Below are 23,754 nucleotides of genomic sequence, written 5' to 3' on the forward strand. Positions count from 1 at the left end.
CATGGCCTTGGCAGGCGGCGTGGTCCTGGCCCAGCCGGAGCCTGCTTCGGAACCCGCGCCCGCGCGCATGGTCCCCACCACCCCGGTGCTGCCCGCCGGGGCGCCGGCCGGTGCCGAGATCTGCGTGGCCTGCCATGCGCACGCCGGCCAGTCGGACAAGCCGCAGTACCCGATCCTGGCGGGCCAGACGCCGCGCTACATCTATCTGCAGCTGCGCGACTTTCAGGAGGGGCGACGCCACGATCCGATGATGTCGGCCATCGCGGCCACCCTCACACGGGACCAGATGCGCGAACTGGCCGCCTGGTACGGCGCGCAGAAGCCCTATGGGCAGACCACCTTCCGCGTGGATGCCGAAAAGGCCCGGCTGGGAAAGGCCAAGGCGGACGAAACGCTGTGCACCATGTGCCACCTCGGCGGCTTTGCCGGGCAGAACGAGATTCCGAGGGTGGCGGGCCAGCACTACGCCTACATCGTCAAGCAGCTGACCGATTTCAAAACGCGCCAACGGACCAACGACGCCGGCAACATGACGGCGGTCTCGTCCACCTTGTCGGGCGCCGACATTGAGAACATCGCGCACTACCTTGCGGGGCTGTGAGGACACAACGCGGACCAGATCGCGGCCACTTCGGGCCTTCCCCTAAAATGCCCGTTCCACACACCGGAGATCCGGTGCTGCCCCTGGCCGCCCGCCTCACCTGCGCCCTGTGACCCCGAAGTACCCGGAATCCCTGCTACCCCGCATCCGCGCCCAGGTGCAGGACACCCTCACCTGCCAGGCGGAGACGGTGCAGCTCGCGCTCGAGATGCACTTCGCGCAACGGCTGGGCGCCCTGCGGGGCCTGCTGGCCTGCTGCCTGGGCGAGGGTCAAGCGGCCATGGACGTGGGGGTCGCCCTGGATCTCGTGCATGTGAGTCTGCAGCGCCTGCATGTGCGGCTGGAGGACGGCACCGGCGTGCCCGCCATGATGGGCACCGGCGCCTGCGTGCTGGCCGGCGACTACCTCACCAGTGCCGCCTTCAAGGTCTTGATCCGCTGCCGGGACCTGGCCGTGCTGGACCGCGTGGCCCGCACCATCACCCACACCTGCGAGCAGGACAATCGCGTGCTTGAGGCCGACTCGCGCGGGCGCAGCCGTGACCGCCGCCGCGCGGCCCTGGACCTGGCCCTGGCCGGCGTGGCCGCCGAGGCGGGCGCCATCCTGTCGGGCCAGGGCGAACTCGCCCGGCCGGCACGCCGGCTGGGCCTGCGGCTGCAGGCCCTGCACGCCCTGACCGCCCTGGTCGAGCACAGCGAAGCCGACGAGGCCGAGGGCTACCGCTGGCGGGCCCAACGCGCACTGGCGGGCGCCCAGCGGGCTGCCCGGCGGCTCGACGCCCGGCTGAACCCGGCGCCGGGTCTGGTCGGCCGCGCCGCCGCCTTGGTGGCGTTTGTCGAGCAGGCACTGCACCAGCCCAAGCCCGCGCTGGCCTGAGGCGCCTCAGGCGGACACCAGGCGGACCAGCGCGGCATCCAGCGGCCGCCAGGCCTCACACAGGCGCGACGCGTCCACAGCCGGCTGCTCCGCCGCCTTCTGCAACTGCCAGGCCTGTTCGGCCGCGTCGGGCTCGCCCAGCAGACCCAGCACCGTGCGCAGGCTGTGTCCCAGGTGGCGCAGGGTGGCAGCATCCCCCCGCTGACAGGCCAGCGTGCCTGCCGCCCGATCGGCCGGAAACTGGGCCCGAGCCCCCGCGCGGAAGGCCTCGTAGAGTGCCTGGTCACCGCCGAAATGGCTGGCGATGGCGGCCACGGCGCCGCGCGGCACGGCCTCACCCGGCGCAGTGCCATCCTGCGGTGCGCCCTCGCCTGCCAGCGCCGCTTCAACACAGGCGGTCAGCGCCTTCACCGACGCCGGCTTGGGCACCACCCGCCACACCCCCAGCGCCGCCCAGGCCTCGGGCATGTGAGGGCCCCCTTCGCCGCTGAACACTGCCAGCCGCGCCGGCCCCCGCAAGGCCGGGTCGCCCGCCAGCACTTCCAGCAGGCGCAGGCCGGAGTCCCCCACCAAGCGCAGATCAGTCAGCACCAGGCTGGCGGGCCCTTCGCGCAGGACAGCCAAGGCCTCGTCCACCGTGGCGCAGGCCCGCACCGTCACGGGCAGGTCTTCCAGGGCCAGGGTGACGAACTGCCGGACCGCGGCATCGTCCTCCACCAGCACCACCCAGGGCCGCCGGACCGTCACGCGGTGGCTCCCACGGCCGCGGCCTGGGCCACCAGCAGCGGGGGCAAGGCCGTCACCAGCTGGGCCTTGTGGACCACCGGCAGCCCCTCCAGGGCCAGGGCGTAAGGTGCGAGCTCCCCGGGCGTCAGCGAGGTGATGACCAGCAAGCGCATGGCGCTGAACATGGGCTGCGAGCGCAGGGAGGAGATCAGGGCCGCGCCATCGATGCCGGGCAACAGCAGGTCGACGATCAGCAGATCCGGCTGCCACTGCCCCACCTGGGCCAGACCGACGATGCCATCGCTGGCCACCTGGAAGTCGGCCTCGGGCAGGGCCCGGCGCAGCAGCAGGCCCACCAGGTTCTGGTAATGCACGGAATCTTCGATGAGCAGTGCGCGCAGCCGCCGAACCGGGGCCGCCGGAGCACTGGCCGGCGCGGCGCCGGAAACGGTCTGGCCCTGCTGCCGGGCCTGCCAGGCCGCCACCGAGGCCGGATCGATGCGGCGGTGGCCGCCCGGTGTCTTCCAGGCCCGCAGATCGCCCCGGTCCACCATCAGCTGAACCGAGCGAACCGCCAGCCCCAGCAGGCGTGCCACCTCCTGGGTGGTGTAGGCGCCGGGGGACACGGTGTCGTCTGAGCTGTTCATCCGTGGAAAAGTACCGTATTGGGCATTTACGCCTATTATATCAATGTTGATTCTGCAAATTCTGCAAATATGATACTCACATCTGATTTCCGCACCGATCCCGGACCCTCGCCATGAAAAAAGTGCTTGTCGTGGAAGACCACGCTGACATCCGCCGCCTGATCCGCATGACGCTGGAGTTCGAGGCCTGCGAGGTGTTCGAGGCCAACAACGGTGCCAGCGGGCTGGCCCAGGCGCAGGAGCTGCGCCCGGACGTGATCCTGCTGGATGTGATGATGCCGGGCGAACTCGATGGCCTGGAGGTCTGCCGCCGGGTCAAGGCCGACCCGACGCTGGCCCACAGCCGGGTGGTGATCCTGTCGGCCCGCGGCACGGCGGCGGACGTGGAACGCGGGCAGCAGGCCGGCTCCGACGCCTACCTGGTCAAGCCCTTCAGCCCGCTGCAGCTGATCAAGGTCATCGACGAGCTCAGCCCGTCCGGCACCCAGCCATGAACGCCCCGCTGCGCAACCTTCCCCTGCCCGGAGATGCGAACCGCTTCGACACCGCATCGGCCGCGCAGATGGAGCAGCTGGTCATGGACCTGCGGCAGATGTACCGCGAGCGCAATGCCGCGCTCGAGGAAGTGGCCGCCGCCCACCACGAGGCCCTGCTGCGCCTGGCCCTGGCGGCCGACTACCGCGACACGGACACCGGCAACCACATCATCCGCATCGGCTATCTCTCCGAGGCCCTGGCCCTGTTGCTGGGCCTGAGCAGCGAGGCCGCGGCCATGCTGCGCAAGGCGGCCCCCATGCACGACATCGGCAAGATCGGCGTGGCCGATGCGGTGCTGAAGAAGCCCGGCCCGCTGGACCCCGAGGAACGGCGGCAGATGAACGAGCATGCCGCCATCGGTGCCCACATCCTGGGGCGCTCGCGCATCCCGCTGTTCCAGATGGCCGCCGAGGTGGCCCAGACCCACCATGAACGCTGGGACGGCCGCGGCTACCCGGCAGGTCTGGCGGGCAACGCCATCCCCATCACCGGGCGCATCGTCGCGGTGGCCGACTACTTCGATGCCCTGGCCATGGACCGGGTGTACCGACCGGCCTTCAGCGTGGGAGAGGCCCTGTCCATGCTGGCCGGCGAACGCGGGCGCAGCTTCGACCCCCAGGTGGTGGACATGTTCATCGCCCACGCACAGGCCCTGGTGGCCCTGCGCGAACGGATCAACCAGGGCGACGGTGCGGTGGAGAGCCTGGCGGGCGCGCCTCTGCTCAATGTGCGCAAGTTCCTGTCCGAGTTTGGCACCGTGCCCGAGCCCATGGTCGCGTCCGGCGCGTGGGAAGGCTGCGCGACACCATGAACACCCTGCTCATCGGACTCCCCGTCCTGGTCGCCCTGCTGAGCCTGGGCGTTCTGGCGGCCGGCCTGTCTGGGCTGCGACGCCACCGTGCGCACTGCCAGCGCCTGCAAAGCGAGCTGGACCGGGCGCGCGCAGAAGTCCGAACGCGCGAACGTGAACTGCATGTGCTGTTGCGCAGCGTGCAGGAGCTGATCTTCCGCACCGACGCCGAAGGTCGGGTGATCTACCTGAACGACCGCTGGTTCAGCGTGGTGGGTGAATCGGCCCGCCGCGCGCTGGGCCGCCCCCTGCTGAACCTGGTGCCGCCATCCTGCCGCAGCGACTTCGCACCACTGCTGGACGCCCGCATGGGCGCCGCCCGCCGCAAGGGACGCTTTCGCGTGCAGAGCGAGGACGGCACGGTGCGGCACTTCGATGTGTCGGTGGTGCCCTGGTTCACCGGCCAGCAGATCGCCGGCTACTCCGGCTCGGCGGTCGATGTGACCGAACGGGTCGAGATCGAGGAACGGCTGAGTGCCCAGCGGGACTTCAGCGACCTGCTGCTGGAGATCAGCCCGCTGCCGATCTCGCTGGTCGATGAAGAGGACCGCTACATCACCGTCAACCAGGCCTGGGAGGCCTTCCGGGGACTGCACCGGGACGAGGTCATCCACCGCCGCACCAGCAGCCTGCTCGACCCGGCTCAGTTGCCCATGCACGAGGTACAGCGCCAGACGATGCTGCGCACGGGCCAGCGCATCCGCTACGAGGCCCGCATCCCGGATGCCCAGGGTGCCGAACGCGACGTCATCATCACCCGCGTGCTGGTGCCCAAAGGCGATGGCCACCCCGCAGGCATCCTCACGGCCCTGACCGATGTGACCGAGTTCCGGGATGCGGAGCGGCACATCCGCGAAGCACGCGACCTGGCCGAGGAAGCCTCGCGCGCCAAGTCAGAGTTCGTGGCCAACATCAGCCACGAGCTGCGCACGCCACTGCAGTCCATCCTCGGCTTCTCGGAGCTGGGCACCCTGCGCGCCCAGGAGCAGCCTCGGCTGGCCGCGATGTTCTCGGATGTGCATGCCGCCGGTCAGCGCATGCTGGCTCTGGTCAACGACCTGCTCGACGTCTCCAAGATCGAATGCACGGTCGGCACCTTCCACCTCGAACGCATGGACATCCGCCGGCCGGTGCGCGCCGTGGTGGCCGAGCTGGCTCCGCTGCTGAGCGCCAAGCGCCTGCACCTGGATCTGCAGTTGGGCGAGTTCCCACTGTCCGCCAAGGTGGACCCGCTGCGCCTGCAGCAGGTGGTGCGCAACGTGCTCGCCAACGCCATCAAGTTCTCGCCCGAACGCGGCAGCCTGGAATTGGGCGGCGACCTGAGCGTGGAAGGCGACATCCTGCTGTGGGTGCGGGACCACGGTCCCGGCATCCCCGACACCGAACTGGAAACCATCTTCGAGGCTTTCGTGCAGTCGAGCCAGACCAAGGACGGCTCGGGTGGCACCGGCCTGGGGCTGGCGATCAGCCGCAAGATCATGCAAGCCCACGGCGGCGCCATCTCGGCCCGCAACATGCCTGACGGCGGCAGCCAGTTCGAACTGCGCCTGCCCAGCCGGGGCTTCTCCGACACCCTCTCCGGCGACCTGGCCCTGCAGGACACGTCACCGGCCCTTTTGGTCTGACCCTTCTTCCGTCACCGTCCTGCCATGCCCCACCGCACTCCCCCGTCAAGCCGCCTGCGCCTGAGCGTGATGGCCGGCGCCTTCGCCGCCCTGCTGCTGGTCATCGTCTGGCTGTCCGTGATCGCCGTGCTGGCCTCCAAGCACAATGATGCGCTGGAGGCCGAACGGCGCCAGAACGTCAACGTGGCCAATGTGCTGGGCGAGCAGACCCTGCGGGTCATCGCCACACTGGACCAGGCCTGCCGCCGCGTGGGCGACGCCGTCGTCGAACAGCCCGACCAGGTCCCCGACCTCGTCCGCTTTGCCAACGAAACCGGGATGGCCCCGCGCATCCTGGCCCAGCTTTCGCTGATCGATGCCAGCGGGCGCTTCGTCGGCAGCAACCTCGATCCGGACGGCAGCAAGAGCAAGCATGTGGACCTGTCCACCCGCGAGCACGTGCGGGTTCACCTGGATCCCGCCACCCTGCCCAAGGACATGCCGCAACTCATCAGCGAGGGCCTGTTCATCGGCAAGCCGGTGCTGGGCAAGGTCTCGGGAAAATGGACCATCCAGCTCTCGCGCAGGATCAGCGATGCCCAGGGGCACACCCTCGGGGTGGTCGTGGCCTCGCTCGACCCCAGCTACTTCGAGGATGTCTACCGCGGTGTGGACGTCGGCCCCCAGGGCGCCGTGGCCCTGATCGGCGCGGACCTCAATCTGCGCGTGCGGGTGATGGGCGGTCAGAGCAAGGGCATGGGTACCCAGCTGACCCAAAGCCCGATGCAAAGCCACCTGGCCGAAGCCGCGGGCAGCTACCTGGCACCCAGCAGCACCGACGGCCTCACCCGCCTGACCGCGTACCGGCGTGTGGCCAACTATCCGCTGGATGTGACGGTCGGCACCTCGCTGGAGGACGCCCTGGCGGCCTGGCGCAACACACGCTCGGTGATGTTGACCCTGACCGCCGTGCTGAGCGGCGTGGTGCTGGTGGCCACGGTGAGCTTCGTGATCGGCTTGCGCCGGTTGGAGCGCACCAACGACGCGCTGCGGATGAGCGAGGCCCAAGCCCAGGCGGCCAGCCGGGCCAAGAGTGAGTTCCTGGCCGCCATCTCGCACGAGCTGCGCACACCGCTGACCAGCATCCGCGGTTTTGCCGAGCTGATGGAGCTGCGTCTGGAACAGCCCAAGTTCCGCGAGCAGGCTGGCCTGATCCGCAAGGGCGCCGAACACCTCAACGAGCTGCTGACCGAGATCCTCGACTTCACCAAGCTGGAAGCCGGCGCCATGCCGCTCAACGCCGAGCCGGTGGCGCTGCGCTCCCTGATCGATGGCACGGCCAACTTCTTCGCCATCGCCGCCGCGGCCAAGGGACTGAACCTGGAGGCCCACGTGGCCGACAACGTGCCCGAGCAGCTGAGCTGCGACGGCCTGCGGCTCAAGCAGATCCTCAACAACCTGCTGTCCAACGCCGTGAAGTTCACACCCGAAGGACAGATCCAGCTTCTGGTCGAACAGGACAACGCCCAGGTGCTCTTCCACGTCAAGGACACGGGACCGGGTATCCCGCTGGAGATGCAGGAGGCCGTCTTCGAGCGCTTCCGCCAAGGCAATGCGCGGGTCAGCTACGAGCACGGTGGCACGGGCCTGGGCCTGGCCCTGGCACGCGGCCTGGCCGAGCTGATGAAGGGCAGCCTGACCCTGGTCTCGCGCCCCGGCGAAGGGGCCTGCTTCACGCTGAGCCTGCCGACGAATCCTGGCTGAGGGCTTGGACCCCAGCAAAAAGGGCTGCCACGGGCAGCCCTTTTTTTCCTCCGGTGAACGCCGCGAAGCGCTCACCATCGAGATCACTTCTTCTTGGCAACAGCCTTCTTGGCGGGCGCCTTGGCAGCAGCCTTCACAGCCTTCTTGGCCGGAGCGGCCTCGGCCTTCTTGGCAGCCTTCTTGGCCGCGGTACGCGGATCCACCACGGCCTTGAAAGCCGCGGCCGGCGTGAAGCGGGCGGTCTTCATGGCGCCGATCTTGATGGCTTCGCCGGTGGCCGGGTTGCGGCCCTTGCGCGCGGCGCGCTGGGCTTGCTTGAAGGTGCCGAAGCCGGCGATCGTGAAGCTCTCGCCCTTCTTGACCGAGGTCATCACGGTCACAGTCAGGGTCTCCAGCATGCGGGCTGCGGCCGCCTTGCTCACCTCGGCCTTGGTGGCCAGCAGTTCAATCAGTTCGCTCTTCTTCATCGATGTCTCTCTTCGCCGGCGACATGCCGGCGCCCCGCGATTGTCGCGCGCTTCTGGCCTGCGGCAGAAGGCGCTGCGCGCTCAACGGTGTGTGATCCAGTCGCGCCCGACCTGGCGCAGATGCTCGTGGGCATTGAACACCGTCAGCCGCGGCCCGCGCCGGCCCACCTGCAGCTGGGTCACGCCGGTGTTGACCAGCACCGCATTGAGCCCCAGCGCCACCGGCGTCTGCAGACCGAGCAAGGTCTGCGCGATCACGGCGATCGGCCCGCCGGAGGTGAACACCAGCGCATCCTCTTGGGCGGGCAGCTCCTCGCACAGGCGGTCCAGGGCCTGGCGACAGCGCTGCTGGAACGCGGGCCAGGTCTCCGGGTAGTCGGCGTCGTGCACCCCGTCCACCCAGCGCGCCATGGCCGTCTCGAAGATCTCCTGAAAGCGCTGGCGCGGTGCGGCTGACCCGGCCAGATCCTGCCGCAGCTGGGTCATGTCGCCATAGGCCGGCCAGGCCGCCCGCAGCAGCGCCAGGTGGTCGAACTCGTTCCATTCGGGCCGGACGTCTGGGTCGGCGATCACCCCCGCGCCGGACAGGCAGTGGATCGCCGTGGCGCGGTGCCGGCTCAAGCTGCCGCAGATCACGCGCGCACCGCACACGCCCGCGCCTTTCAGCGCCTGGCCCAGCCGGCGAGCCTGCGCCACACCCCGGTCGCTCAGGCGGTCGTAGTCCTCGGCGCCGAAGCTGGCCTGGCCATGGCGCACCAGGTAGATGGTGCCCACCTCAGCGCCCTGCTTTCATCGCCCGGCAGCAGCGCCAGTGCAGGTAGTGCACGAAGATCCAGAAGTTCTTGAAGGCCGGGTTGCGGGTCTGCCGGTGGTGGTAGCGGTAGTAGATCTGCTGGGCGATGGCCGAGAGGCGGAACAGGCCATAGACCTCGTAGAAGGCCCAGTTCTCGGGCACGAAGCCGGTCTTGCCGACGTAATAGTCGACCACCTCCTGCCGGCTGAGCATGCCCGGCAGGTGGGTGGGCTGGCGGCGCGTGGCCTGGGCCAGGAAGTCGTCATCGGCCTGGACCCAGTAGGCCAGCAGGTTGCCCAGGTCCATCAGCGGGTCACCCAGGGTGGCCAGTTCCCAGTCCAGCACACCCAGGATGCGGGTGGGGTCCCCGGCATCCAGCACCAGGTTGTCGAAGCGAAAGTCGTTGTGGGTGATGCAGATGCGCTCGGTGCGCGGCAGGTGCGCCATCAGCCAGGCCATGATGCGTTCGCCACCTGGCACGTTCCAGGTGCGCGCATCGCGGTAGCGCCGGCTCCAGCCCTCGATCTGCCGCCGGGCATAACCCTGCCCTGCCCCCAGATGCGCCAGGCCGGCCGCCTGATGGTCCACCTGGTGCAGGGCGATCAGCGTGTCCAGCACCTTCAGGCACAGGGTCCGCACCTGCTCGGGCGACTGGGACCAACCCCGCGGCGGGTTGCGCCGCAGGATGATGCCGGAGAGCCGGTCCATCACATAAAACTCGGCGCCGATGACGGTGGTGTCCTCGCAGTACGCCCGCATCGTCGGCACAAAGGGAAAGACGGGCTTCAACGCGGCCTGCAGCCGGTACTCGCGCCCCATGTCGTGGGCTGACTTGGCCTTGGTGCCCGCCGGCGGTCGGCGCAGGATCAGGTCCTGGTTCTCATAGGCCACACGGTAGGTCCAGTTGGAGGCGCCCCCGCTGTACTGAGTGACCTCCGGCTGGCCTTGCAGACCCGGCAGGTGCTGCCGCAGCCAGGCGTCCAACGCGGACACGTCGAGTTCCTCGCCGGGCCGCACGGCGCCAGCGGTGTCGATGGTCCCGGCGCTCATGCGGCCCTCGCCGGTCGCTGCATGCGCAGCTGCAGTTGGGCCATGCGCCGGCGCAGCGTGGCCAGGTACCAGCCGTAGGGCAACCAGCGCTTGAGGCGCCAGGCCGTCCGCCCCTCGCGGTGGGTCATGATATGAGCCTGTCCATTTTTCAGACCCTGGTGGATGCGCCGTGCCACCTCCTCGGCGCCCATGCGGGAGCGCTCGACCAGGCGCTGGGTGGTGCGCTCGGCGTCCGGCGTTGCCGCCCGCATGTGGCGCGCCAGATCGCTGCGGAAGAAGGCCGGACAGGCCACCGCCACCCGAATGGCGTCGCGCTCAAGTTCCAGCTGCAGCGTTTCGGACAGGGCCAGCACGGCGGCCTTGGTGGCGTTGTAGGCCGCGGCCTCCGGCAGATGGATCATGCCGGCCATCGAGGCGATGTTCAGGAAGCAGCCGCCCCCTTGTCGCCGGAACACAGGCGTGAAGACCTTGCAACCGCGCACCACGCCCAGCAGGTTGATGTCGACGATCCATTGCCAGTCGGCCAGTGTGACCTCGGCAATGCCACCCATCTGCGCCACGCCGGCGTTGTTGACCACCACATCCACCCCGCCCCAGGCCTGCTGCAGCCAGTCGGCCGCGGCCTGCAGATCGGCTTCGCGCGTGACGTCACAGTGCAGGTAGTGCCCTGGCCAACCATGGTGGGCCAGGGCTTCCACGGCCTGGACGCCCTGCGCATCGTCCACATCGCCGAGGCACACCGAAGCGCCCTCTTTCGCAAAGCACTCGGCCAGCGCACGGCCCAGGCCCGAGGCTCCCCCGGTGATGAAGACGCGCCGGCTCATGCGGCCTCCTGCCGACGCTGGAAGCGCCGCAGCTCCTGCCGCGCCACCATCGCGCAATGCACCTCGTCGGGCCCGTCGGCCAGGCGCAGGGCCCGGGCCATCAGGTGCAGGCCGGACAGCGGCACATCGTCGGAAAGCCCACAGCCGCCGTGGATCTGGATGGCCTGGTCCACCACCGACTGCAGCACGTTGGGCGCCACCACCTTGATGGCCGAGATCTCGGTCATGGCGTGGCGCACGCCCACGGTGTCGATCTTCCAGGCGGCGTACAGCGTGAGCAGCCGCGCCTGGTCGATGGCCATGCGGGCATGGGCCAGCTTCTCCAGGTTGCCGCCCAGCTTCAGCAGCGGCTTGCCGAAGGCGGTGCGTGACAAGCCGCGCGCCACCATCAGCTCCAGCGCGTACTCGGCCGCGCCGATGGCCCGCATGCAGTGGTGGATGCGCCCGGGACCGAGGCGGCCTTGCGCGATCTCGAAGCCCCGGCCGTGGCCGAGGATCAGGTTCTCCTTGGGCACACGCACCTGGTCAAACTGCACCTCACCATGGCCATAGGGTGGGTCGTATTGGCCCGCGGCCGGCAGCATGCGCAGAATCTTCACTCCCGGTGTGTCCAGAGGCACCAGCACCATGCTGTGGCGGTGGTGGGCGTCGGGCGCCTGTTCATCGGACAAGCCCATGAAGATGGCCACCTGGGCGCGCGGGTGGCCCAGGCCGGTGGACCACCACTTGCGACCGGTGAGCACCAGGGCGTCGCCCTCCTCCCGCACCGTGGCCTGCATGTTGGTGGCGTCCGAGGAAGCCACCCCCGGCTCGGTCATGCAGAACACCGAGCGGATCTCGCCCCGCAGCAGCGGCATCAGCCAGCGGTCCTTCTGGGTCGGACTGCCATAGTGGTACAGCACCTCCATGTTGCCGGTGTCGGGGGCGTTGCAATTGAAGACCTCGGCGGCGAACTCGCAGCGGCCCATGGCCTCGGCCAGCGGCGCGTACTCGACCGTCTTGAGGCCCGCTCCCAAGGCAGGATCGGGCAGGAAGAGGTTCCACAGGCCGGCGGCCCGGGCCTTGTTCTTGAGCTCTTCGACCAGCGGCACGGTCTGCCAGTGCGTCCAGTCGCTGTCAGCGTTCAGGCGGTGGTTGGCCTCGCGGTAAGCGGCCTCGGCCGGGATCACATGCTCGGCCATGAAGGCCTGCAGGCGCTCGAGCATCTCCTGCCCACGGGGGCTGGGTGCAAAGTCCATGCGTGTCTCCTCGCAGTTCTTGGGGCGTGGGGCCCTGGGGTGCCGCGATGGTAGGAGCACGTCATACTGTGAATGAAGTGATTTGTTTTAAGCTCTCAAAGTGAATGAAATTCAGCGACCACGCGAGGCCATGGACCTCAACCTGCTGCGGGTGTTTGAAACGGTTTACCGCGAACAACACCTGACCCGCGCGGCCGAGGCCCTGGCCCTGACGCCCTCGGCGGTGAGCCACGCGCTGCGCCGGCTGCGCGAGCAGCTGGGAGACCCGCTGTTCGTGCGCGACGGCAAGCTGATGCGCCCCACCCCCGCCTGTCTGCGCCAGGCTCCAGCCCTCATTGCCCAACTGGCTCAGTTGCGGCAGTTGCTGCAGCAATGGGGTCGCTTCGATGCCGCCCAATCGCGACAGCGCTTTCGCATTGGCATGCCCGACGCGGTCGAGCTGATGCTGTTGCCCGCGCTGCAGCAGGCTCTCTTGGCAACGGCGCCGCTTTGTTCAATTGTGAGCGCACACTTCGATCGTGCCGGTCTGGGCCGCCAGCTGGCGGCGGGTCAGCTGGATCTGGCCATCGATGTGGCGCAGCCGATGGTGGAGCCGGTGCGGCATGCCCGCCTGTTGAGCGACGCCTTCTGCCTGCTGGCCCGCCGGGGGCATCCGCTGCAGGCGCCCCCTGCCCTGCCCGATTACCTGGCCGCGCGCCATGTGGCGGTGTCCACCCGCGCCACCGGCGTGGTGATCGAGGATGCCACCCTGGCCCAGATGGGCTGGCAGCGCGAAGTGGCCGTGCGCTGCCAGAACTACACGACCGCCCTGCGGCTGATCACCGACTCGGACCTGCTGCTGACCGTGCCGGGCCGCCTGGCCGAGGAAATTGATCCGCAGCTGCGGCTGCGGCGCTGGCCCGTGCCGTTCGAGCTGCCTGCCGTGCAGCTGCACGTCTACTGGCACGCCCACCGGGAGGGTGACCCGGCCAACGACTGGCTGCGGGCCCGCGTCCGCGCGCTGGCCCGCTGAGTCAGGTCAGCTGGCGTCGCCCAGCTCGGCGGCAATCTGCAGCAGTTGCTGGGGTGTGGGCTTGTCCCATTGCTCGCCCAGGCTGCCGACCGCGTAGTAGCGCACCATCTCGGGCAGCACCATCGGGTGCTGCCAGCCACTGGTCTGCAGGCGCTTGCGGATCGACGGATGCACCTGGCGGCGCTCCATGTCAGCCAGCAGGTCGGCCGACAGCGTCCCCTGCCCTTCCGGCGACATGGCTGCAATCTGCTCGACCACCTGCTCTCGCCGCCGCCGGATCCATTCCTCGGTCCAGCGGGTCTGGCGTTTGGCCTGGGCGTCCCGGCTGCTGTCGGGTCCGCGGGCCTCGGCGGTGCCGCTGCCTGTCGCGGGAAGCACGGCCTGCCCGGCACCTTCGGGTTCCGGCTTGGGCGGCACCTGGCCAGGCATCAGTGCGCGCAGATACCGGTAAGGGTCTTTCAACGGCTGGGGAAAGGACGAGGCCGCCCGCTGCGCCAGGATTTCCAGCGCAGCCGCCATGGCCTGGCCTCCGAATTCCTGCAGAAGATCTTCGGCCTTGTCTTCGTCCACGCCCAGATCGCGCGCGCGCGCCACCAGGCTGAGGTCGATCGGCTCGGGCGGCTGCTTCAGGGCCAGCGGGGTCTGGGACTTCGGCCGGATCAGGAACTGGATCTCGCTGATGAAGCGCCCTTCCTTGTGCTCCTGCAGTTCCACCTCCAGGTCCGTCACGGCACTCACCTCGGCCATCGCCGGCTTGAGCGTGTCACGCTTGAAGATGCGGTATTCCAGCTTGGCCGTGCGGTCAGAGGCCGGCTGGCCGCTGAGCACCGGATGCCACCAGCGCCAAGGCTGGCGGGAGGTCCGGCCAATGTCCTTGTAGCGGGTGCAGATCTCGTAGAGCGCAATGCCGGCGTGCGAACGCAGCTGGCTGATGATTTCCAGCTTCAAGCGCGCGAAGACGGTGGGCTCCAGCAACTCCTGCTTGAGGTTCACCGCATAGGACCATTCCACCCAGACCTGCCCACGCTCCTTGGTCAGCCGGGCATGGGCCAACAGGCCCGAGACGTTCCATGCCGCGCCTTCGCCGGTGGTGGGAGACTGCCACTCAACCGTGGTCGACACCATGGCGCGCAGATGCTTCTTGATGAGGGCATGGTCGTTGGAATCGAAATCCACACCGCGAACCACACGGTCCAGCGGCACCCTGAACACGTCCTTGTCCAAGCCCTGGTCTTGGGCCTCGTACAGCAGCACGTTGTAAGCCTTGCGGCCCAGCGAGGTGATGCGGGCCGACTTGGGCACGATGGCCAGCGTGTTGACCGGCTTCTTGAGCGGGGCAGGGGAGCGCTGCACACCTACCACCGGGGCCTTGAGCGGGCGCGGGGGGGATACGGCGGGCCCCACATCCGGGGCCGAAAAGACAGGGGCGTCGGGCTCCAGACTCGGCATGGCCGCCACTCTACCTCAGATGTGAGTTGCTCTTTTCACGTGTGTTTCCCTGAGATCTCGATCACGACAGGCGGACCCGTGGAAGGTGAGGGGGCCTCTGCATTCGTGTTCCTGAAGAGCCTCACCCGGAGACTCTTCGGGAGAAGCCGGAGAAGCGCAGGGCAGGGGAGCCGGCGGCTCCTCCGAAGTTCCCGAATAGTCTCCACCCAATTCCCAGATGCCAGGGATTCGTCGGGTGAGCATGGAGAGTTTTCGGGAGCTGCTTTCGCCACCATCCATGGGCTCGTGTCCACCCACACCTTCTGACAGGGCCAGGCACCCCGTCAGGACGTCGTCGGCGCCGCTCCTCAGACCGCTCGAACCCAGCCCTCCCGTTTTGTCTCACCTGTAGCGACACCGCACGGCTTTCTGTTGTCCACCAGCCGTCAATCGGTGGAGAAGAGGGGGCGAAGCATGGGCGCACGGGCATTCCCCGTGTCCCCTCACCAGAGATCCCGTCGCGTCGCCGCGGCGTCCTGCATCCCCACACACACGATCCCGAAAACGCTCCACTCCTTCCCGATTCCACTCACACAAGATAGCCTAAGTCACTGTCAGGCATGAAGAATCCGAGTGCTAAAGGTATTAAAGGAGTTTGAAGGATTCAAAGTTCCTTAAAGCACCAGGGAGACTCTGCTCCGAGAAGAAGCAAGGCGACGCGAACGCCGCTCGTGAAGTTGGTCAAATTGGTGGGTGTTGAACGGTTCAACACTGGCTTGACGAAGATCTTCCCTTTTCACAGGGAGCGTTCCTTGACAGAATAGAGCCCTGTACGCACATCACCGTTAAGGTCGCTCCGACCTGTCGGGAAGGAGAATTTCATTGGACCGCATTGCTTTCAAGTCACCAGCGCCCATTTCGTTGGCTGACATCGCTGATCAAGCCGAACGCGCAGTCGCCATGATGGCGCAGATCCGAACGGCGATGCTGGCGCCCACCGCCAGAAAGCTGCCGCCGATCTTCAATCTCAGCCAGCTTGCTGCGCTGTGTGGCATCGAGAAGGGCTCTTTGAGTCACCGTCTGGGAAAGAGCGATCTGCCCGCAGGCAAGCTCAATGAGGCCGGCAGCCGAAGGGAGTTCAGCCTGGAAGAGGCTCGGACGTGGATCCGTGAATACCGCAAGGAGTGGCTGCGTCCACCCGGAGCCGAGGCGGTCACGATCAGCATCGGTAACTTCAAGGGGGGCGTCAGCAAAACGACCACCGCCGTGACACTCGCCCAAGGGCTTTCGCTGCTGGGTCACCGGGTTTTGGTCATCGACACAGACCCCCAAGGGTCCTTGACCACGTTGTTCGGCATCCTTCCGGACACAGAGGTGGAGGAGGGGGATACCATCCTGCCCCTGGCCATGGGCACAGAGACCTCCATCCGCTACGCCATTCGATCGACCTATTGGACAGGCATCGATCTGGTTGCTGCCGCGCCGGTGCTGTTCGGTGCGGAGTTCGCGCTGCCCGCGCGGCAGACCCAGGAGCCGGGATTCGAGTTCTGGCGCGTGCTGGATCTGGGTATCGACGATGTTCGAGACGAGTATGACGTGATCATCATTGACACGCCTCCAGCCCTGTCCTACACGACGATCAATGCCTTCATGGCGTCCAACGGCATCATCATGCCACTGCCGCCCAACGCACTGGACTTCGCCTCCGCCTCGCAGTTCTGGAGTCTCTTTTCGGATCTGACCGCGGAGCTGCTCACCAACCGGGGGCTGACCAAGGAATTCGACTTCATCCACATTCTCCTGGCCCGGGTGGATTCGACCGATGCGGCCAGCAACATCGTCCGGCAGTGGATCGGCCAGACCTATGCAGAGAAGGTGCTGCCGGTGGAGATCCCCAAGACCGCGGTGACCGGTGTGACCGCGGCGGAGTTTGGCACCGTCTACGACGTGGCGAAGTACGACGGATCGGCCCGCACCTTTAAGCGCGCACGTGATGCGTACGATTCCTTTGTCGGACACATTGATGGTTCGATTCGGTCGGTATGGGCCAAGCAGGCCGTGACCGCGGGGCAGGGCAGGGCAGGGGTGTTGAACGGTTCAACAGCCGCCGCCAAGCAAGGAGCTAAGCGATGAGCAAGAAGTTGGCAGCCAAGGCAGGCCTGATTCAGGCGCTGAACCTGCCTCCGATGGCCTCTCAGCGCGCGGCTGCAGAGCCAACCCCGGAGCCTGCCAGACCTAAGACGGCGCCGGGGTCGATGCTTCAATTCATGTCTTCGCAAAGTGCGGCGATCAAGGAGGCAGAGGATCTCAAGGAGCGCCTCAAGGCATTCGACGGTGCCAGCCCTGTGCGGCAATTGGATCCCCGGTCGATCCGGCCATCCAAGTGGGCCAATCGTCACGATGCGTCGTTCGAAAATGCCGATTTCGCAGAGCTGAAGGCTGAGATCGAGTCGGCAGGTGGCAATGTGCAGCCAGTTCGTGTTCGCCCTCTTGCGGGGGTGTTGAACGGTTCAACGGGGCCGGTTGAGTACGAGATCGTGTTCGGGCATCGGCGGCACCGGGCCTGTCTGGAACTTGGCATCCCCGTGCGCGCGTTGGTGGAAGATGCCTCGGATCAGGAACTCTTCGAGGCCATGGAGCGGGAGAACCGCGGACGGAAGAATCTCAGCGCCTGGGAGCAGGGGTGCATGTACCGCAAGGCCCTGGATGAGGGCTTGTATCCCTCGCTGCGCAAGCTCGCGGAATCCGTGAAGGTGGACGTCTCGCTGGTGTCCAAGAGCGTGTCGCTGGCGCGCCTTCCTGAAGCGGTGGTGGCTGCCTTTCCCTCTCCGCTGGACATCCAGTTCCGTTGGGCGCAACCGTTAGCCGAGGCACTTCAGAAGGATCCGGATGGGGTTCTGCAGCGCGCTAAGCGCATCAAGGAAGAGGGCAGGGTGCTTGCGCCCGTCCAGGTGTTCGACAGGCTTTGCAAGCCGGAAGAGGGCGAGGGCGCACGCGATCGCGTGGAGGTGTCTTCCCACCGACTGCTCCGGCAGGGAAAGCTGGCCGCGACCGTGCAGTCGGATGCAAAGGGTCGGGTGACCGTCAAGCTGGAGCCCGGTGCGATCACGCCAGAGCGCTATCAGCAGTTGCTGGGCTGGTTGGATGGCTTTGTGAAGGCCTGAGCATTCGCGGCGCCGCGCAAAGGAAAAAGGGAAGGGGCCTCGGCCCCTTCTTTTTTTGCACACGTTCGGCAGCAATTGTCCGCTCGCCTGGCGAGCCGAACGGGCCAGCAGAGTTGGGGGCGATCGGGAGGAAGTCTGGCAGAGGGATGAAGGGTGGGGGAGGGCAAGGCACGCCGCGAGGCGCGTGCGCGTCCTTTGCGAAACTCCGCGAGTCAGATGCTGTGGCGCACAGCCTTGCGGCAATCGCCCCTGCCTTCGGCGCCGGCGCGCTTTCGCTGAAACGGATCCGAGGCGGGGGGGTGGCGCGCGCTCGGATCTTGCCGATGTCCTCGGGCCGGTTGCGAGCCACGTGCTCAGGCCCTGTCATTGGGGTCTCTGGCTGGATCAGTCCCCGTCGATCAGTTGGTTGCTGAATGTGCGCGTCGGTCGACGGCGTGCTGTTGGCCATCTTGACGGGTTTGCCTTGCATCGCCCGATGCCGGCGCCGGGCGATGAGGCCGAGGCGTCTTCTCGTGCCTCATTCGTGGGCCATGGGGATATGAAGCCACGGATTCGTGAGGCTGCAGGAGCCTTGCATCCGTGTCGCGGCTTGCATGATCAGCGGCATGACCCATGTGCACTCACAGGTTTGGAACTCGGCTGGCTGCGGTACCACCGCCCTCAGCTTGATCTGCCAGGAGACAGGTACAGGCGCTGCGCCGCCAAGAGCATTGCCTCAGCGCTCAACGGGGTGGGCCTTGCGGCGCAGCAGGGCTGCGACGCGTCACCACCGTTTGGGCAAGGCGAATGCTGACCGGGGCCAGGCGTGTGCTCTCTAAGTCATTGATGTGTCAGAGCTTTTGGGCGATCGGCCACTTTTAACAAGATTTGAAGATTATTTTTAATACTAAGATTATTACGATAATCTTAGTTAACTAGTCCGAGGAGTTGCTCGACACGCTGATGCAAGCGCTCGACCAGCCAACTCAACGACTACCTCGCATCGGCTTTCATCGCGCTCTCCGTTGGCTGGCCGACGGAGAGCGCATCGTCACCGAGCAGGACTGTGACAAGCCCAAGCCCATCTACCTACATCGAAGTGGCCAACCAAGCGGCGCAGTGGCTGGCCGGGCACACCGGGGGGGTTGCTCAGAGCAACGTCATGGAGGCCTTGGCCAACATTCCCACCGCGGCTTTGGCGGAGCACGTGGTCGCAGCTTCCAAGCCGATGTGAAGCCCCCCCGGGCTGCATGAGCCGGGGGGCGTTCTGACAATACCTAGCCGGCTCTGCGCCGGCGCCCGGGCGCCGTGGCCGTTGTCCGTGGTGCCATCGATCCCAGGATGGCTTCGCGACAGACCACGAGGATCTCCTCGGCCAGAGGAGAGTCGTCGGGGCAGGCTCTGGACAGGACGATGGCGCCCACGGCATGCGCCAGCGTATCCAGGATTCTCGCCCGCGCCTGATCAGGATCCGTGCCGGGAGAACTGCTCTGTTGGCTCAGGTCGGCGACCAGATTCTCGATGCCGTCAGCGAAGGCTGCACGGACGGATTCAGGCTGCCGCGCAGCATCGCCACCCAATGCGGCCATCGTGCACCCGACGGCACGGTGGTCACGATGCGCCCGTGAGAGGTACTGCTTCACGAACTCCTTCGGATCCACCCCATCGGCCAACGCAATCGTCTGACCGATGCCGCATGCCGTCGACTCCGCAATCAGATCGGCTTTGGAGCCGAACTGCTTGTAGAAGCCACCGTGGGTGAAACCGGCCGCGGCCATCAAATCGGCCACGCCGACGCCGTCGAAGCCACGCTCTCGAAACAGCTGGGAAGCTGTCTCGACCACATGGGCGCGGTTCGCCTGTGCCTGTGCCTTGCTGACTTTCATGCGTTCTCGTGGTGGATTTCACGCTTGGGGTGCTCGCCAATTGTATATTGATGTCAAGCATAATCAAAACATTGACTTTAAAGATGATGACCGTCATCATATGGCCTGCTTCAACCAGGCGCCTGCTCACTGCAAGGCGCATTGCGCCGGCCAGCTTCGGCAAACGGCGTGCACAACCAAGGAAAGCTCAGCCATGACAAGCCTGCCTGCAGTTCTCATCACCGGGGCATCCAGCGGCATCGGTGCCGTCTACGCGGACCGCCTCGCCCGGCGTGGCCATGAGCTCGTGCTAGTGGCGCGCGACAAAGCCCGCCTTGATGCCTCCGCTGCACGTCTGCGGGAAACCTATGGCGTCGAGGTCAATGTGCTTCAAGCCGATCTGACTGCGCAGTCCGACCTCGCGACCGTGGAGGCGCGGCTGCGCGACGACACCCGCATCCAGATCCTCGTCAACAACGCCGGCATCGCGCAATCCGGGGACTTCCTCCAACAGAGTGCGGTAAGCATCGATGCGCTGATTGCCCTCAATGCCACGGCACTGACACGGCTGGCTGCGGCGATCGCTCCGCGGCTCGTCCAAGTCGGGGCGGGCACCATCGTGAACATCAGTTCAGTGGTGGGGCTCGCGCCTGAACTCGGCATGTCGATCTACGGTGCGACCAAGGCCTTCGTCTTGTTCCTGTCGCAGGGGCTCCATCTTGAGCTCTCGCCCAAAGGCATCTATGTGCAGGCCGTGCTGCCGGCGGCGACGCGCACGGAGATTTGGGAGCGCGCCGGCATCGACGTCAACATCCTCCCCGAAGTCATGGACGTTGAAGAGTTGGTCGATGCCGCTTTGGTCGGCTACGACCGCCGAGAGCTCGTCACGATTCCCCCGCTCCATGTGGCCGAGCGCTGGGATGTGCTTGACGGCGCACGTCAAGGGCTGCTGTCTGATGTTCGGCAAGCCCATGCAGCCGATCGCTATCGGCACCAAGCCTGAACGGTCCCTTCCTCGTCACTCGGAATTCCACCATGCCCATCGCCCTCATCAGGTCCGTCTTCTGCGCGTTCGCGCTGCTCGGTGTCTTGACATCTCCGAGCGTCCTGGCGAGGGACGTGTCTTCCGTCAGCGAGACTGGCGAGCACAGTCAGCAAGCTCAAGCGTTGACGTGGAAGAACGTGCCGACCCAACGCATCGCGGTTGGCGATGTGAGCTTTTCCTACCGCGAACTCGGGCAGCAGAATGATGGCCCCCCTGTGGTCCTTCTCGCCCACCTCGCTGCGGTGCTGGACAACTGGGATCCGCGCATCGTGGACGGGCTTGCCACGACACATCACGTGATCGCGTTCGACAACCGTGGCGTGGGCTCGTCCACCGGTTGGCCGGCCAACACCATCGAGCAGATGGCTGGCGATGCCATCAGCTTCATGCACGCCAAGGGCTTCACGCAGGTCGACCTCTTCGGCTTCTCCATGGGGGGAATGATCGCGCAGGAGATCGTGCAGAAGGAGCCGCAACTGGTTCGCAAGATGATCCTTGCCGGGACAGGCCCTGCCGGGGGCGAGGGCATCAGTACCGTGGCAGGTGTGGCGAACTTCGATTTGATCCGCGCGAAGCTGACCGGCCAGGACCCCAAGCAATACCTGTTCTTCACCCGCACCCCGAATGGAATCGCGGCCGGTCAAGCGTTTCTGAAGCGACTGCAGGAACGCACGGACGACCGAGATACCGAGATCGCCGTCTGGGCCTACGTGTCGCAGTTGCAGGCGTTGAGCGCATGGGGGCAAAAGCCAGCGGCGGATCTCTCCCTCATCAAGCAGCCAGTGCTCGTGGCCAATGGCGACGATGACCGGATGGTGCCGACCCTCAACTCCTACGACCTCGCCAAGCGTCTGCCCAATGCCCAGTTGGTCATCTACCCGGATGCAGGTCACGGCAGCATCTTCCAGTTTCACGAGGACTTCGTCCCCAAGGCACTGGCCTTCCTGTCCCACTGAGATCGAGGCCCCTCATGAGTCACACCCATCTCACCGCCCCCACCCAATTCCTGAACGTCGATGGCGCGCAGCTCGCCTATCGGCGCTGGGGCAATGCCACCACGGGCCAGCCGCCGCTGCTGATGTTGCAGCACTTCCGTGGCGGCATGGACCACTGGGATCCGTTGATGACCGATGGCCTGGCTGAAGGCAGAGAGGTGATCCTCTTCAATGGTCGTGGTGTCTCCTCCTCTGGCGGGGTGCCACGCACCCGCATTGAGGACATGGTCGACGACGCGGCCGCCTTCGCCCGCTCGCTGGGCCTGACCCAGATGGATGTGCTGGGCTTTTCTCTGGGCGGCTTCCAGGCGCTCGATCTGACCTGGCGCCATCCGAAGCTGGTGCGCAAACTGATGTTGCTGGGCACCGGCCCCCGAGGGGGCGACCCGGACATGGAGGCCCGGGTGTTGGAGACGGCCGTCAACCCAGTCCCCGTCCTCGAAGATTTCATGTATCTGTTCTTCGGACGTTCGCCACAGGCACAACAGGCGGCACGGGAGTTCTGGGCGCGCCGGCACCAGCGTGCGGACCAGGATCCCCCCTCCTCTGCCGAGGCCGCGAAGGCACAGATCGAGGCCAACATGCACTACCTGCCGAGGTTGCAGGAAGACGATCCCTTTGCCTATCTGCGTGACATCACGCAGCCCACGTTCATCCTCAACGGCGTGCACGACGTGATGGTGCCGACCGTCAATTCGTTCTACATGGCCCGCAACCTGCCGAACGCCCAGCTGTTCATCTACCCCGATGCGGGGCACGGCGCTCAGTTCCAGTGTCCGCAGCGGTTCCTGCGCCACGCGGTCCAGTTTCTCGGCGAGTGACGAGCCCTGTCGCTCAGCCCGCCTTCCAAAGCTTCCACAGGTTCCCGTCATGCTGAAGTTCAAGTTCCTGCTGTGGGCGTTTGCCCAGATCCTCAAGCGCAAGATCCGCAGCAATGCCGACTGCGCGCGCTACGTCGCGAACCTTCAGCCCTCCAAGCGCGTCTCCCCCTACGACCGTACGGCCTTCTGAGGTAGCCCATGGAAGCCAACCTGCTGAACCAACCCCTGCGGCTGCCCAATGGCAGTGTCTTGCGCAACCGCCTTGCGAAGGCGGCCATGAGCGAAGCGCTGGCCACCTACGGCAACCGTCCGACTCAAGCACTCGTGCAGCTGTATCGCCGCTGGGGGGTCAGCGGACTGGGTCTGATCGTCACGGGCAACGTGATGATCGATCGGCGCGCATTGGGAGAACCGGGCAACGTCGTCATCGAGGACGAGTCCGACCTGCCTGTCCTGAAGCAGTGGGCCGAGGCGGGCACCGCGCAGGGATCGGCGCTGTGGGTTCAGCTCAACCATCCGGGCAAGCAGTCACCCAAGGGCTTGAACGCGGTCAATCTCGCCCCCTCTGCCGTGCCGTTCCGCGAGGACATGGCGGCATTCTTCGACACGCCCCGCGAGGCCACGACCGCAGAGATCCAGGACATCATCGCGCGCTTCGGGCGTGCTGCGGCCGTCTGCAAACAGGCCGGCTTCAGCGGCGTGCAGATCCACGCGGCGCACGGCTACCTGATCAACCAGTTCCTGTCGCCCCATCACAACCGCCGGGACGACGAATGGGGCGGAACGCCCGAGAAGCGCCGTCGCTTCGTGCTGGCCGTCTACGCCGAGATCCGCCGGGTCGGAAGTGGCTTTCCGGTGGGCATCAAGCTGAACTCGGCCGACTTCCAGCGCGGTGGCTTCACCGAGCAGGAATCGCTCGACACGATTCGCGCGCTGGCCGACGCGGGCATCGACCTGATCGAAATCTCCGGCGGTACCTACGAGGCCCCCGCCATGAGCGGCATCATGCAGGAGACAAAGAAGGCCTCCACTGCCGCCCGGGAGGCCTACTTCCTCGATTTCGCCGAGAAGGCCCGTCGCGCCACCCAGGTGCCGCTCATGGTCACTGGCGGCTTCCGCACGGCCGCCGGCATGAACGCCGCCCTGCGCAGCGGTGCGCTGGACGTTGTGGGTGTGGCCCGGCTGCTGGCCATCGACCCGGATGCACCGGCCGCCCTGCTGCAGGGGCGGGACAGTGCGCAGCAGGTCCGCCCGATCAGCTCGGGGCTCAAGGCCGTGGACCGCATGGGACTCATGGAGATCGTCTGGTACACGCGGCAACTCCGGCGCATCGGCAAGGGAGGCGCACCTCGGCCTGACGAGAGTGGTCTCGCGGCGTTTCTGAAATCGCTCGTCGCCAGCGGCTGGGGCACTTTCCGGACCAAGCGCTTGCGTGCGCGCACCTGAGTGAACCGGCAGGCCAACACA

Annotated in this window: 23 protein-coding genes; 14 read left to right on the forward strand and 9 right to left on the reverse strand. The window is 66.7% G+C overall.

From position 1 onward, the window contains the following. Nucleotide 1: 1 nt before the first annotated feature. Together M0L44_RS00675 and M0L44_RS00680 are read left to right on the forward strand one after the other, a co-directional pair. Nucleotides 2–601 carry a c-type cytochrome gene (locus M0L44_RS00675; RefSeq protein ID WP_252767684.1) on the forward strand — a complete coding sequence of 200 codons (600 nt, stop codon included), beginning with the start codon at nucleotides 2–4 and terminating at the stop codon, nucleotides 599–601. Nucleotides 602–710: 109 nt separating this feature from the next. Continuing rightward, nucleotides 711–1,478, forward strand: a complete 768-nt coding sequence (locus tag M0L44_RS00680; RefSeq protein WP_252767685.1) for a polyprenyl synthetase family protein — start codon at nucleotides 711–713, stop codon at nucleotides 1,476–1,478. A gap of 6 nt (nucleotides 1,479–1,484) precedes the next feature. Here the strand turns inward: M0L44_RS00680 and M0L44_RS00685 are convergent, their stop codons facing one another. Continuing rightward, nucleotides 1,485–2,225, reverse strand: coding sequence for a response regulator (locus M0L44_RS00685; RefSeq protein WP_252767686.1), 741 nt, complete (start codon nucleotides 2,223–2,225; stop codon nucleotides 1,485–1,487). After that, nucleotides 2,222–2,851, reverse strand: coding sequence for a helix-turn-helix domain-containing protein (locus M0L44_RS00690; RefSeq protein ID WP_252767687.1), 630 nt, complete (start codon nucleotides 2,849–2,851; stop codon nucleotides 2,222–2,224). The genes M0L44_RS00685 and M0L44_RS00690 overlap by 4 nt, the downstream gene beginning before the upstream one ends. Nucleotides 2,852–2,964: 113 nt before the next feature. Here M0L44_RS00690 and M0L44_RS00695 point away from each other — a divergent pair, with 113 nt between their 5' ends. Genes M0L44_RS00695 through M0L44_RS00710 form a run of 4 tightly spaced genes read left to right on the forward strand, consistent with a single transcriptional unit; the run spans nucleotide 2,965 to nucleotide 7,606 of the window. Continuing rightward, nucleotides 2,965–3,345: a response regulator transcription factor gene (locus M0L44_RS00695; RefSeq protein ID WP_252767688.1), complete on the forward strand. Its 381-nt coding sequence runs from the start codon at nucleotides 2,965–2,967 to the stop codon at nucleotides 3,343–3,345. After that, nucleotides 3,342–4,199, forward strand: coding sequence for an HD-GYP domain-containing protein (locus tag M0L44_RS00700; RefSeq protein ID WP_252767689.1), 858 nt, complete (start codon nucleotides 3,342–3,344; stop codon nucleotides 4,197–4,199). Before M0L44_RS00695 ends, M0L44_RS00700 begins: the two co-directional genes overlap by 4 nt. Then, nucleotides 4,196–5,863, forward strand: a complete 1,668-nt coding sequence (locus tag M0L44_RS00705) for a sensor histidine kinase (RefSeq protein ID WP_252767690.1) — start codon at nucleotides 4,196–4,198, stop codon at nucleotides 5,861–5,863. The genes M0L44_RS00700 and M0L44_RS00705 overlap by 4 nt, the downstream gene beginning before the upstream one ends. 24 nt (nucleotides 5,864–5,887) lie before the next feature. Further along, nucleotides 5,888–7,606: a cache domain-containing sensor histidine kinase gene (locus tag M0L44_RS00710; RefSeq protein ID WP_252767691.1), complete on the forward strand. Its 1,719-nt coding sequence runs from the start codon at nucleotides 5,888–5,890 to the stop codon at nucleotides 7,604–7,606. An 83-nt stretch (nucleotides 7,607–7,689) separates the two neighbouring features. On the opposite strand, the gene M0L44_RS00715 is transcribed toward M0L44_RS00710, so the two are convergent. The 5 genes from M0L44_RS00715 to M0L44_RS00735 form a co-directional block, all read right to left on the reverse strand. Further along, nucleotides 7,690–8,073, reverse strand: coding sequence for an HU family DNA-binding protein (locus M0L44_RS00715; RefSeq protein ID WP_252767692.1), 384 nt, complete (start codon nucleotides 8,071–8,073; stop codon nucleotides 7,690–7,692). A gap of 81 nt (nucleotides 8,074–8,154) precedes the next feature. Beyond that, complete coding sequence (locus tag M0L44_RS00720) at nucleotides 8,155–8,847, reverse strand: histidine phosphatase family protein (protein ID WP_252767693.1); 693 nt, start codon at nucleotides 8,845–8,847, stop codon at nucleotides 8,155–8,157. A gap of 1 nt (nucleotide 8,848) precedes the next feature. Beyond that, nucleotides 8,849–9,916, reverse strand: a complete 1,068-nt coding sequence (locus M0L44_RS00725; RefSeq protein WP_252767694.1) for a phosphotransferase family protein — start codon at nucleotides 9,914–9,916, stop codon at nucleotides 8,849–8,851. Beyond that, nucleotides 9,913–10,740 carry an SDR family oxidoreductase gene (locus M0L44_RS00730; protein ID WP_252767695.1) on the reverse strand — a complete coding sequence of 276 codons (828 nt, stop codon included), beginning with the start codon at nucleotides 10,738–10,740 and terminating at the stop codon, nucleotides 9,913–9,915. The genes M0L44_RS00725 and M0L44_RS00730 overlap by 4 nt, the downstream gene beginning before the upstream one ends. Next, nucleotides 10,737–11,978 carry an acyl-CoA dehydrogenase family protein gene (locus M0L44_RS00735; RefSeq protein ID WP_252767696.1) on the reverse strand — a complete coding sequence of 414 codons (1,242 nt, stop codon included), beginning with the start codon at nucleotides 11,976–11,978 and terminating at the stop codon, nucleotides 10,737–10,739. Before M0L44_RS00735 ends, M0L44_RS00730 begins: the two co-directional genes overlap by 4 nt. A gap of 130 nt (nucleotides 11,979–12,108) precedes the next feature. On the opposite strand from M0L44_RS00735, the gene M0L44_RS00740 reads away from it, so the two are divergent. Beyond that, nucleotides 12,109–12,990 (forward strand): LysR family transcriptional regulator, encoded by an 882-nt coding sequence (locus tag M0L44_RS00740; protein ID WP_252767697.1) that lies wholly within the window; start codon nucleotides 12,109–12,111, stop codon nucleotides 12,988–12,990. A 6-nt stretch (nucleotides 12,991–12,996) separates the two neighbouring features. Here M0L44_RS00740 and M0L44_RS00745 read toward each other — a convergent pair whose 3' ends face one another. Further along, complete coding sequence (locus tag M0L44_RS00745; protein WP_252767698.1) at nucleotides 12,997–14,439, reverse strand: replication initiation protein; 1,443 nt, start codon at nucleotides 14,437–14,439, stop codon at nucleotides 12,997–12,999. Between the two features lie 861 nt (nucleotides 14,440–15,300). Here M0L44_RS00745 and M0L44_RS00750 point away from each other — a divergent pair. Together M0L44_RS00750 and M0L44_RS00755 are read left to right on the forward strand one after the other, a co-directional pair. Further along, on the forward strand, nucleotides 15,301–16,551 hold the full coding sequence (locus M0L44_RS00750; protein WP_252767699.1) for an AAA family ATPase: 1,251 nt from the start codon (nucleotides 15,301–15,303) through the stop codon (nucleotides 16,549–16,551). Further along, a complete protein-coding gene (locus tag M0L44_RS00755; RefSeq protein WP_252767700.1) occupies nucleotides 16,548–17,582 on the forward strand; it encodes a ParB/RepB/Spo0J family partition protein in 1,035 nt (344 codons plus the stop codon). The genes M0L44_RS00750 and M0L44_RS00755 overlap by 4 nt, the downstream gene beginning before the upstream one ends. A 1,256-nt stretch (nucleotides 17,583–18,838) precedes the next feature. On the opposite strand, the gene M0L44_RS00760 is transcribed toward M0L44_RS00755, so the two are convergent. After that, nucleotides 18,839–19,447 (reverse strand): TetR/AcrR family transcriptional regulator, encoded by a 609-nt coding sequence (locus M0L44_RS00760; RefSeq protein WP_252767701.1) that lies wholly within the window; start codon nucleotides 19,445–19,447, stop codon nucleotides 18,839–18,841. A gap of 193 nt (nucleotides 19,448–19,640) precedes the next feature. Here M0L44_RS00760 and M0L44_RS00765 point away from each other — a divergent pair, with 193 nt between their 5' ends. The 5 genes from M0L44_RS00765 to M0L44_RS00785 are packed head-to-tail and all read left to right on the forward strand — an operon-like array spanning nucleotide 19,641 to nucleotide 23,733. Continuing rightward, nucleotides 19,641–20,429, forward strand: a complete 789-nt coding sequence (locus M0L44_RS00765) for an SDR family NAD(P)-dependent oxidoreductase (protein ID WP_252767702.1) — start codon at nucleotides 19,641–19,643, stop codon at nucleotides 20,427–20,429. A 32-nt stretch (nucleotides 20,430–20,461) separates the two neighbouring features. Then, on the forward strand, nucleotides 20,462–21,427 hold the full coding sequence (locus tag M0L44_RS00770; RefSeq protein WP_252767703.1) for an alpha/beta fold hydrolase: 966 nt from the start codon (nucleotides 20,462–20,464) through the stop codon (nucleotides 21,425–21,427). A gap of 14 nt (nucleotides 21,428–21,441) precedes the next feature. Further along, nucleotides 21,442–22,287, forward strand: a complete 846-nt coding sequence (locus M0L44_RS00775; RefSeq protein ID WP_252767704.1) for an alpha/beta fold hydrolase — start codon at nucleotides 21,442–21,444, stop codon at nucleotides 22,285–22,287. Between the two features lie 49 nt (nucleotides 22,288–22,336). After that, nucleotides 22,337–22,477 carry a hypothetical protein gene (locus M0L44_RS00780; RefSeq protein ID WP_252767705.1) on the forward strand — a complete coding sequence of 47 codons (141 nt, stop codon included), beginning with the start codon at nucleotides 22,337–22,339 and terminating at the stop codon, nucleotides 22,475–22,477. An 8-nt stretch (nucleotides 22,478–22,485) separates the two neighbouring features. Beyond that, a complete protein-coding gene (locus M0L44_RS00785; RefSeq protein ID WP_252767706.1) occupies nucleotides 22,486–23,733 on the forward strand; it encodes an NADH:flavin oxidoreductase/NADH oxidase family protein in 1,248 nt (415 codons plus the stop codon). The last annotated feature ends 21 nt before the right edge of the window (nucleotides 23,734–23,754 follow it).

This window comes from Ideonella oryzae (assembly GCF_024055665.1).
In the GTDB taxonomy this organism is placed as follows: Bacteria; Pseudomonadota; Gammaproteobacteria; order Burkholderiales; family Burkholderiaceae_C; genus Ideonella; species Ideonella oryzae.

Bases quoted from the DNA above. Each gene is read 5' to 3' on its own strand.
- M0L44_RS00780 (WP_252767705.1), top strand. From the start codon at position 22,337: ATGCTGAAGTTCAAGTTCCTGCTGTGGGCGTTTGCCCAGATCCTCAAG.
- M0L44_RS00755 (WP_252767700.1), top strand. From the start codon at position 16,548: ATGAGCAAGAAGTTGGCAGCCAAGGCAGGCCTGATTCAGGCGCTGAAC.
- M0L44_RS00770 (WP_252767703.1), top strand. From the start codon at position 20,462: ATGCCCATCGCCCTCATCAGGTCCGTCTTCTGCGCGTTCGCGCTGCTC.
- M0L44_RS00725 (WP_252767694.1), bottom strand. From the start codon at position 9,916: ATGAGCGCCGGGACCATCGACACCGCTGGCGCCGTGCGGCCCGGCGAG.
- M0L44_RS00740 (WP_252767697.1), top strand. From the start codon at position 12,109: ATGGACCTCAACCTGCTGCGGGTGTTTGAAACGGTTTACCGCGAACAA.
- M0L44_RS00765 (WP_252767702.1), top strand. From the start codon at position 19,641: ATGACAAGCCTGCCTGCAGTTCTCATCACCGGGGCATCCAGCGGCATC.
- M0L44_RS00695 (WP_252767688.1), top strand. From the start codon at position 2,965: ATGAAAAAAGTGCTTGTCGTGGAAGACCACGCTGACATCCGCCGCCTG.
- M0L44_RS00690 (WP_252767687.1), bottom strand. From the start codon at position 2,851: ATGAACAGCTCAGACGACACCGTGTCCCCCGGCGCCTACACCACCCAG.
- M0L44_RS00710 (WP_252767691.1), top strand. From the start codon at position 5,888: ATGCCCCACCGCACTCCCCCGTCAAGCCGCCTGCGCCTGAGCGTGATG.
- M0L44_RS00715 (WP_252767692.1), bottom strand. From the start codon at position 8,073: ATGAAGAAGAGCGAACTGATTGAACTGCTGGCCACCAAGGCCGAGGTG.
- M0L44_RS00785 (WP_252767706.1), top strand. From the start codon at position 22,486: ATGGAAGCCAACCTGCTGAACCAACCCCTGCGGCTGCCCAATGGCAGT.
- M0L44_RS00775 (WP_252767704.1), top strand. From the start codon at position 21,442: ATGAGTCACACCCATCTCACCGCCCCCACCCAATTCCTGAACGTCGAT.
- M0L44_RS00735 (WP_252767696.1), bottom strand. From the start codon at position 11,978: ATGGACTTTGCACCCAGCCCCCGTGGGCAGGAGATGCTCGAGCGCCTG.
- M0L44_RS00705 (WP_252767690.1), top strand. From the start codon at position 4,196: ATGAACACCCTGCTCATCGGACTCCCCGTCCTGGTCGCCCTGCTGAGC.
- M0L44_RS00700 (WP_252767689.1), top strand. From the start codon at position 3,342: ATGAACGCCCCGCTGCGCAACCTTCCCCTGCCCGGAGATGCGAACCGC.
- M0L44_RS00745 (WP_252767698.1), bottom strand. From the start codon at position 14,439: ATGCCGAGTCTGGAGCCCGACGCCCCTGTCTTTTCGGCCCCGGATGTG.
- M0L44_RS00760 (WP_252767701.1), bottom strand. From the start codon at position 19,447: ATGAAAGTCAGCAAGGCACAGGCACAGGCGAACCGCGCCCATGTGGTC.
- M0L44_RS00730 (WP_252767695.1), bottom strand. From the start codon at position 10,740: ATGAGCCGGCGCGTCTTCATCACCGGGGGAGCCTCGGGCCTGGGCCGT.
- M0L44_RS00675 (WP_252767684.1), top strand. From the start codon at position 2: ATGGCCTTGGCAGGCGGCGTGGTCCTGGCCCAGCCGGAGCCTGCTTCG.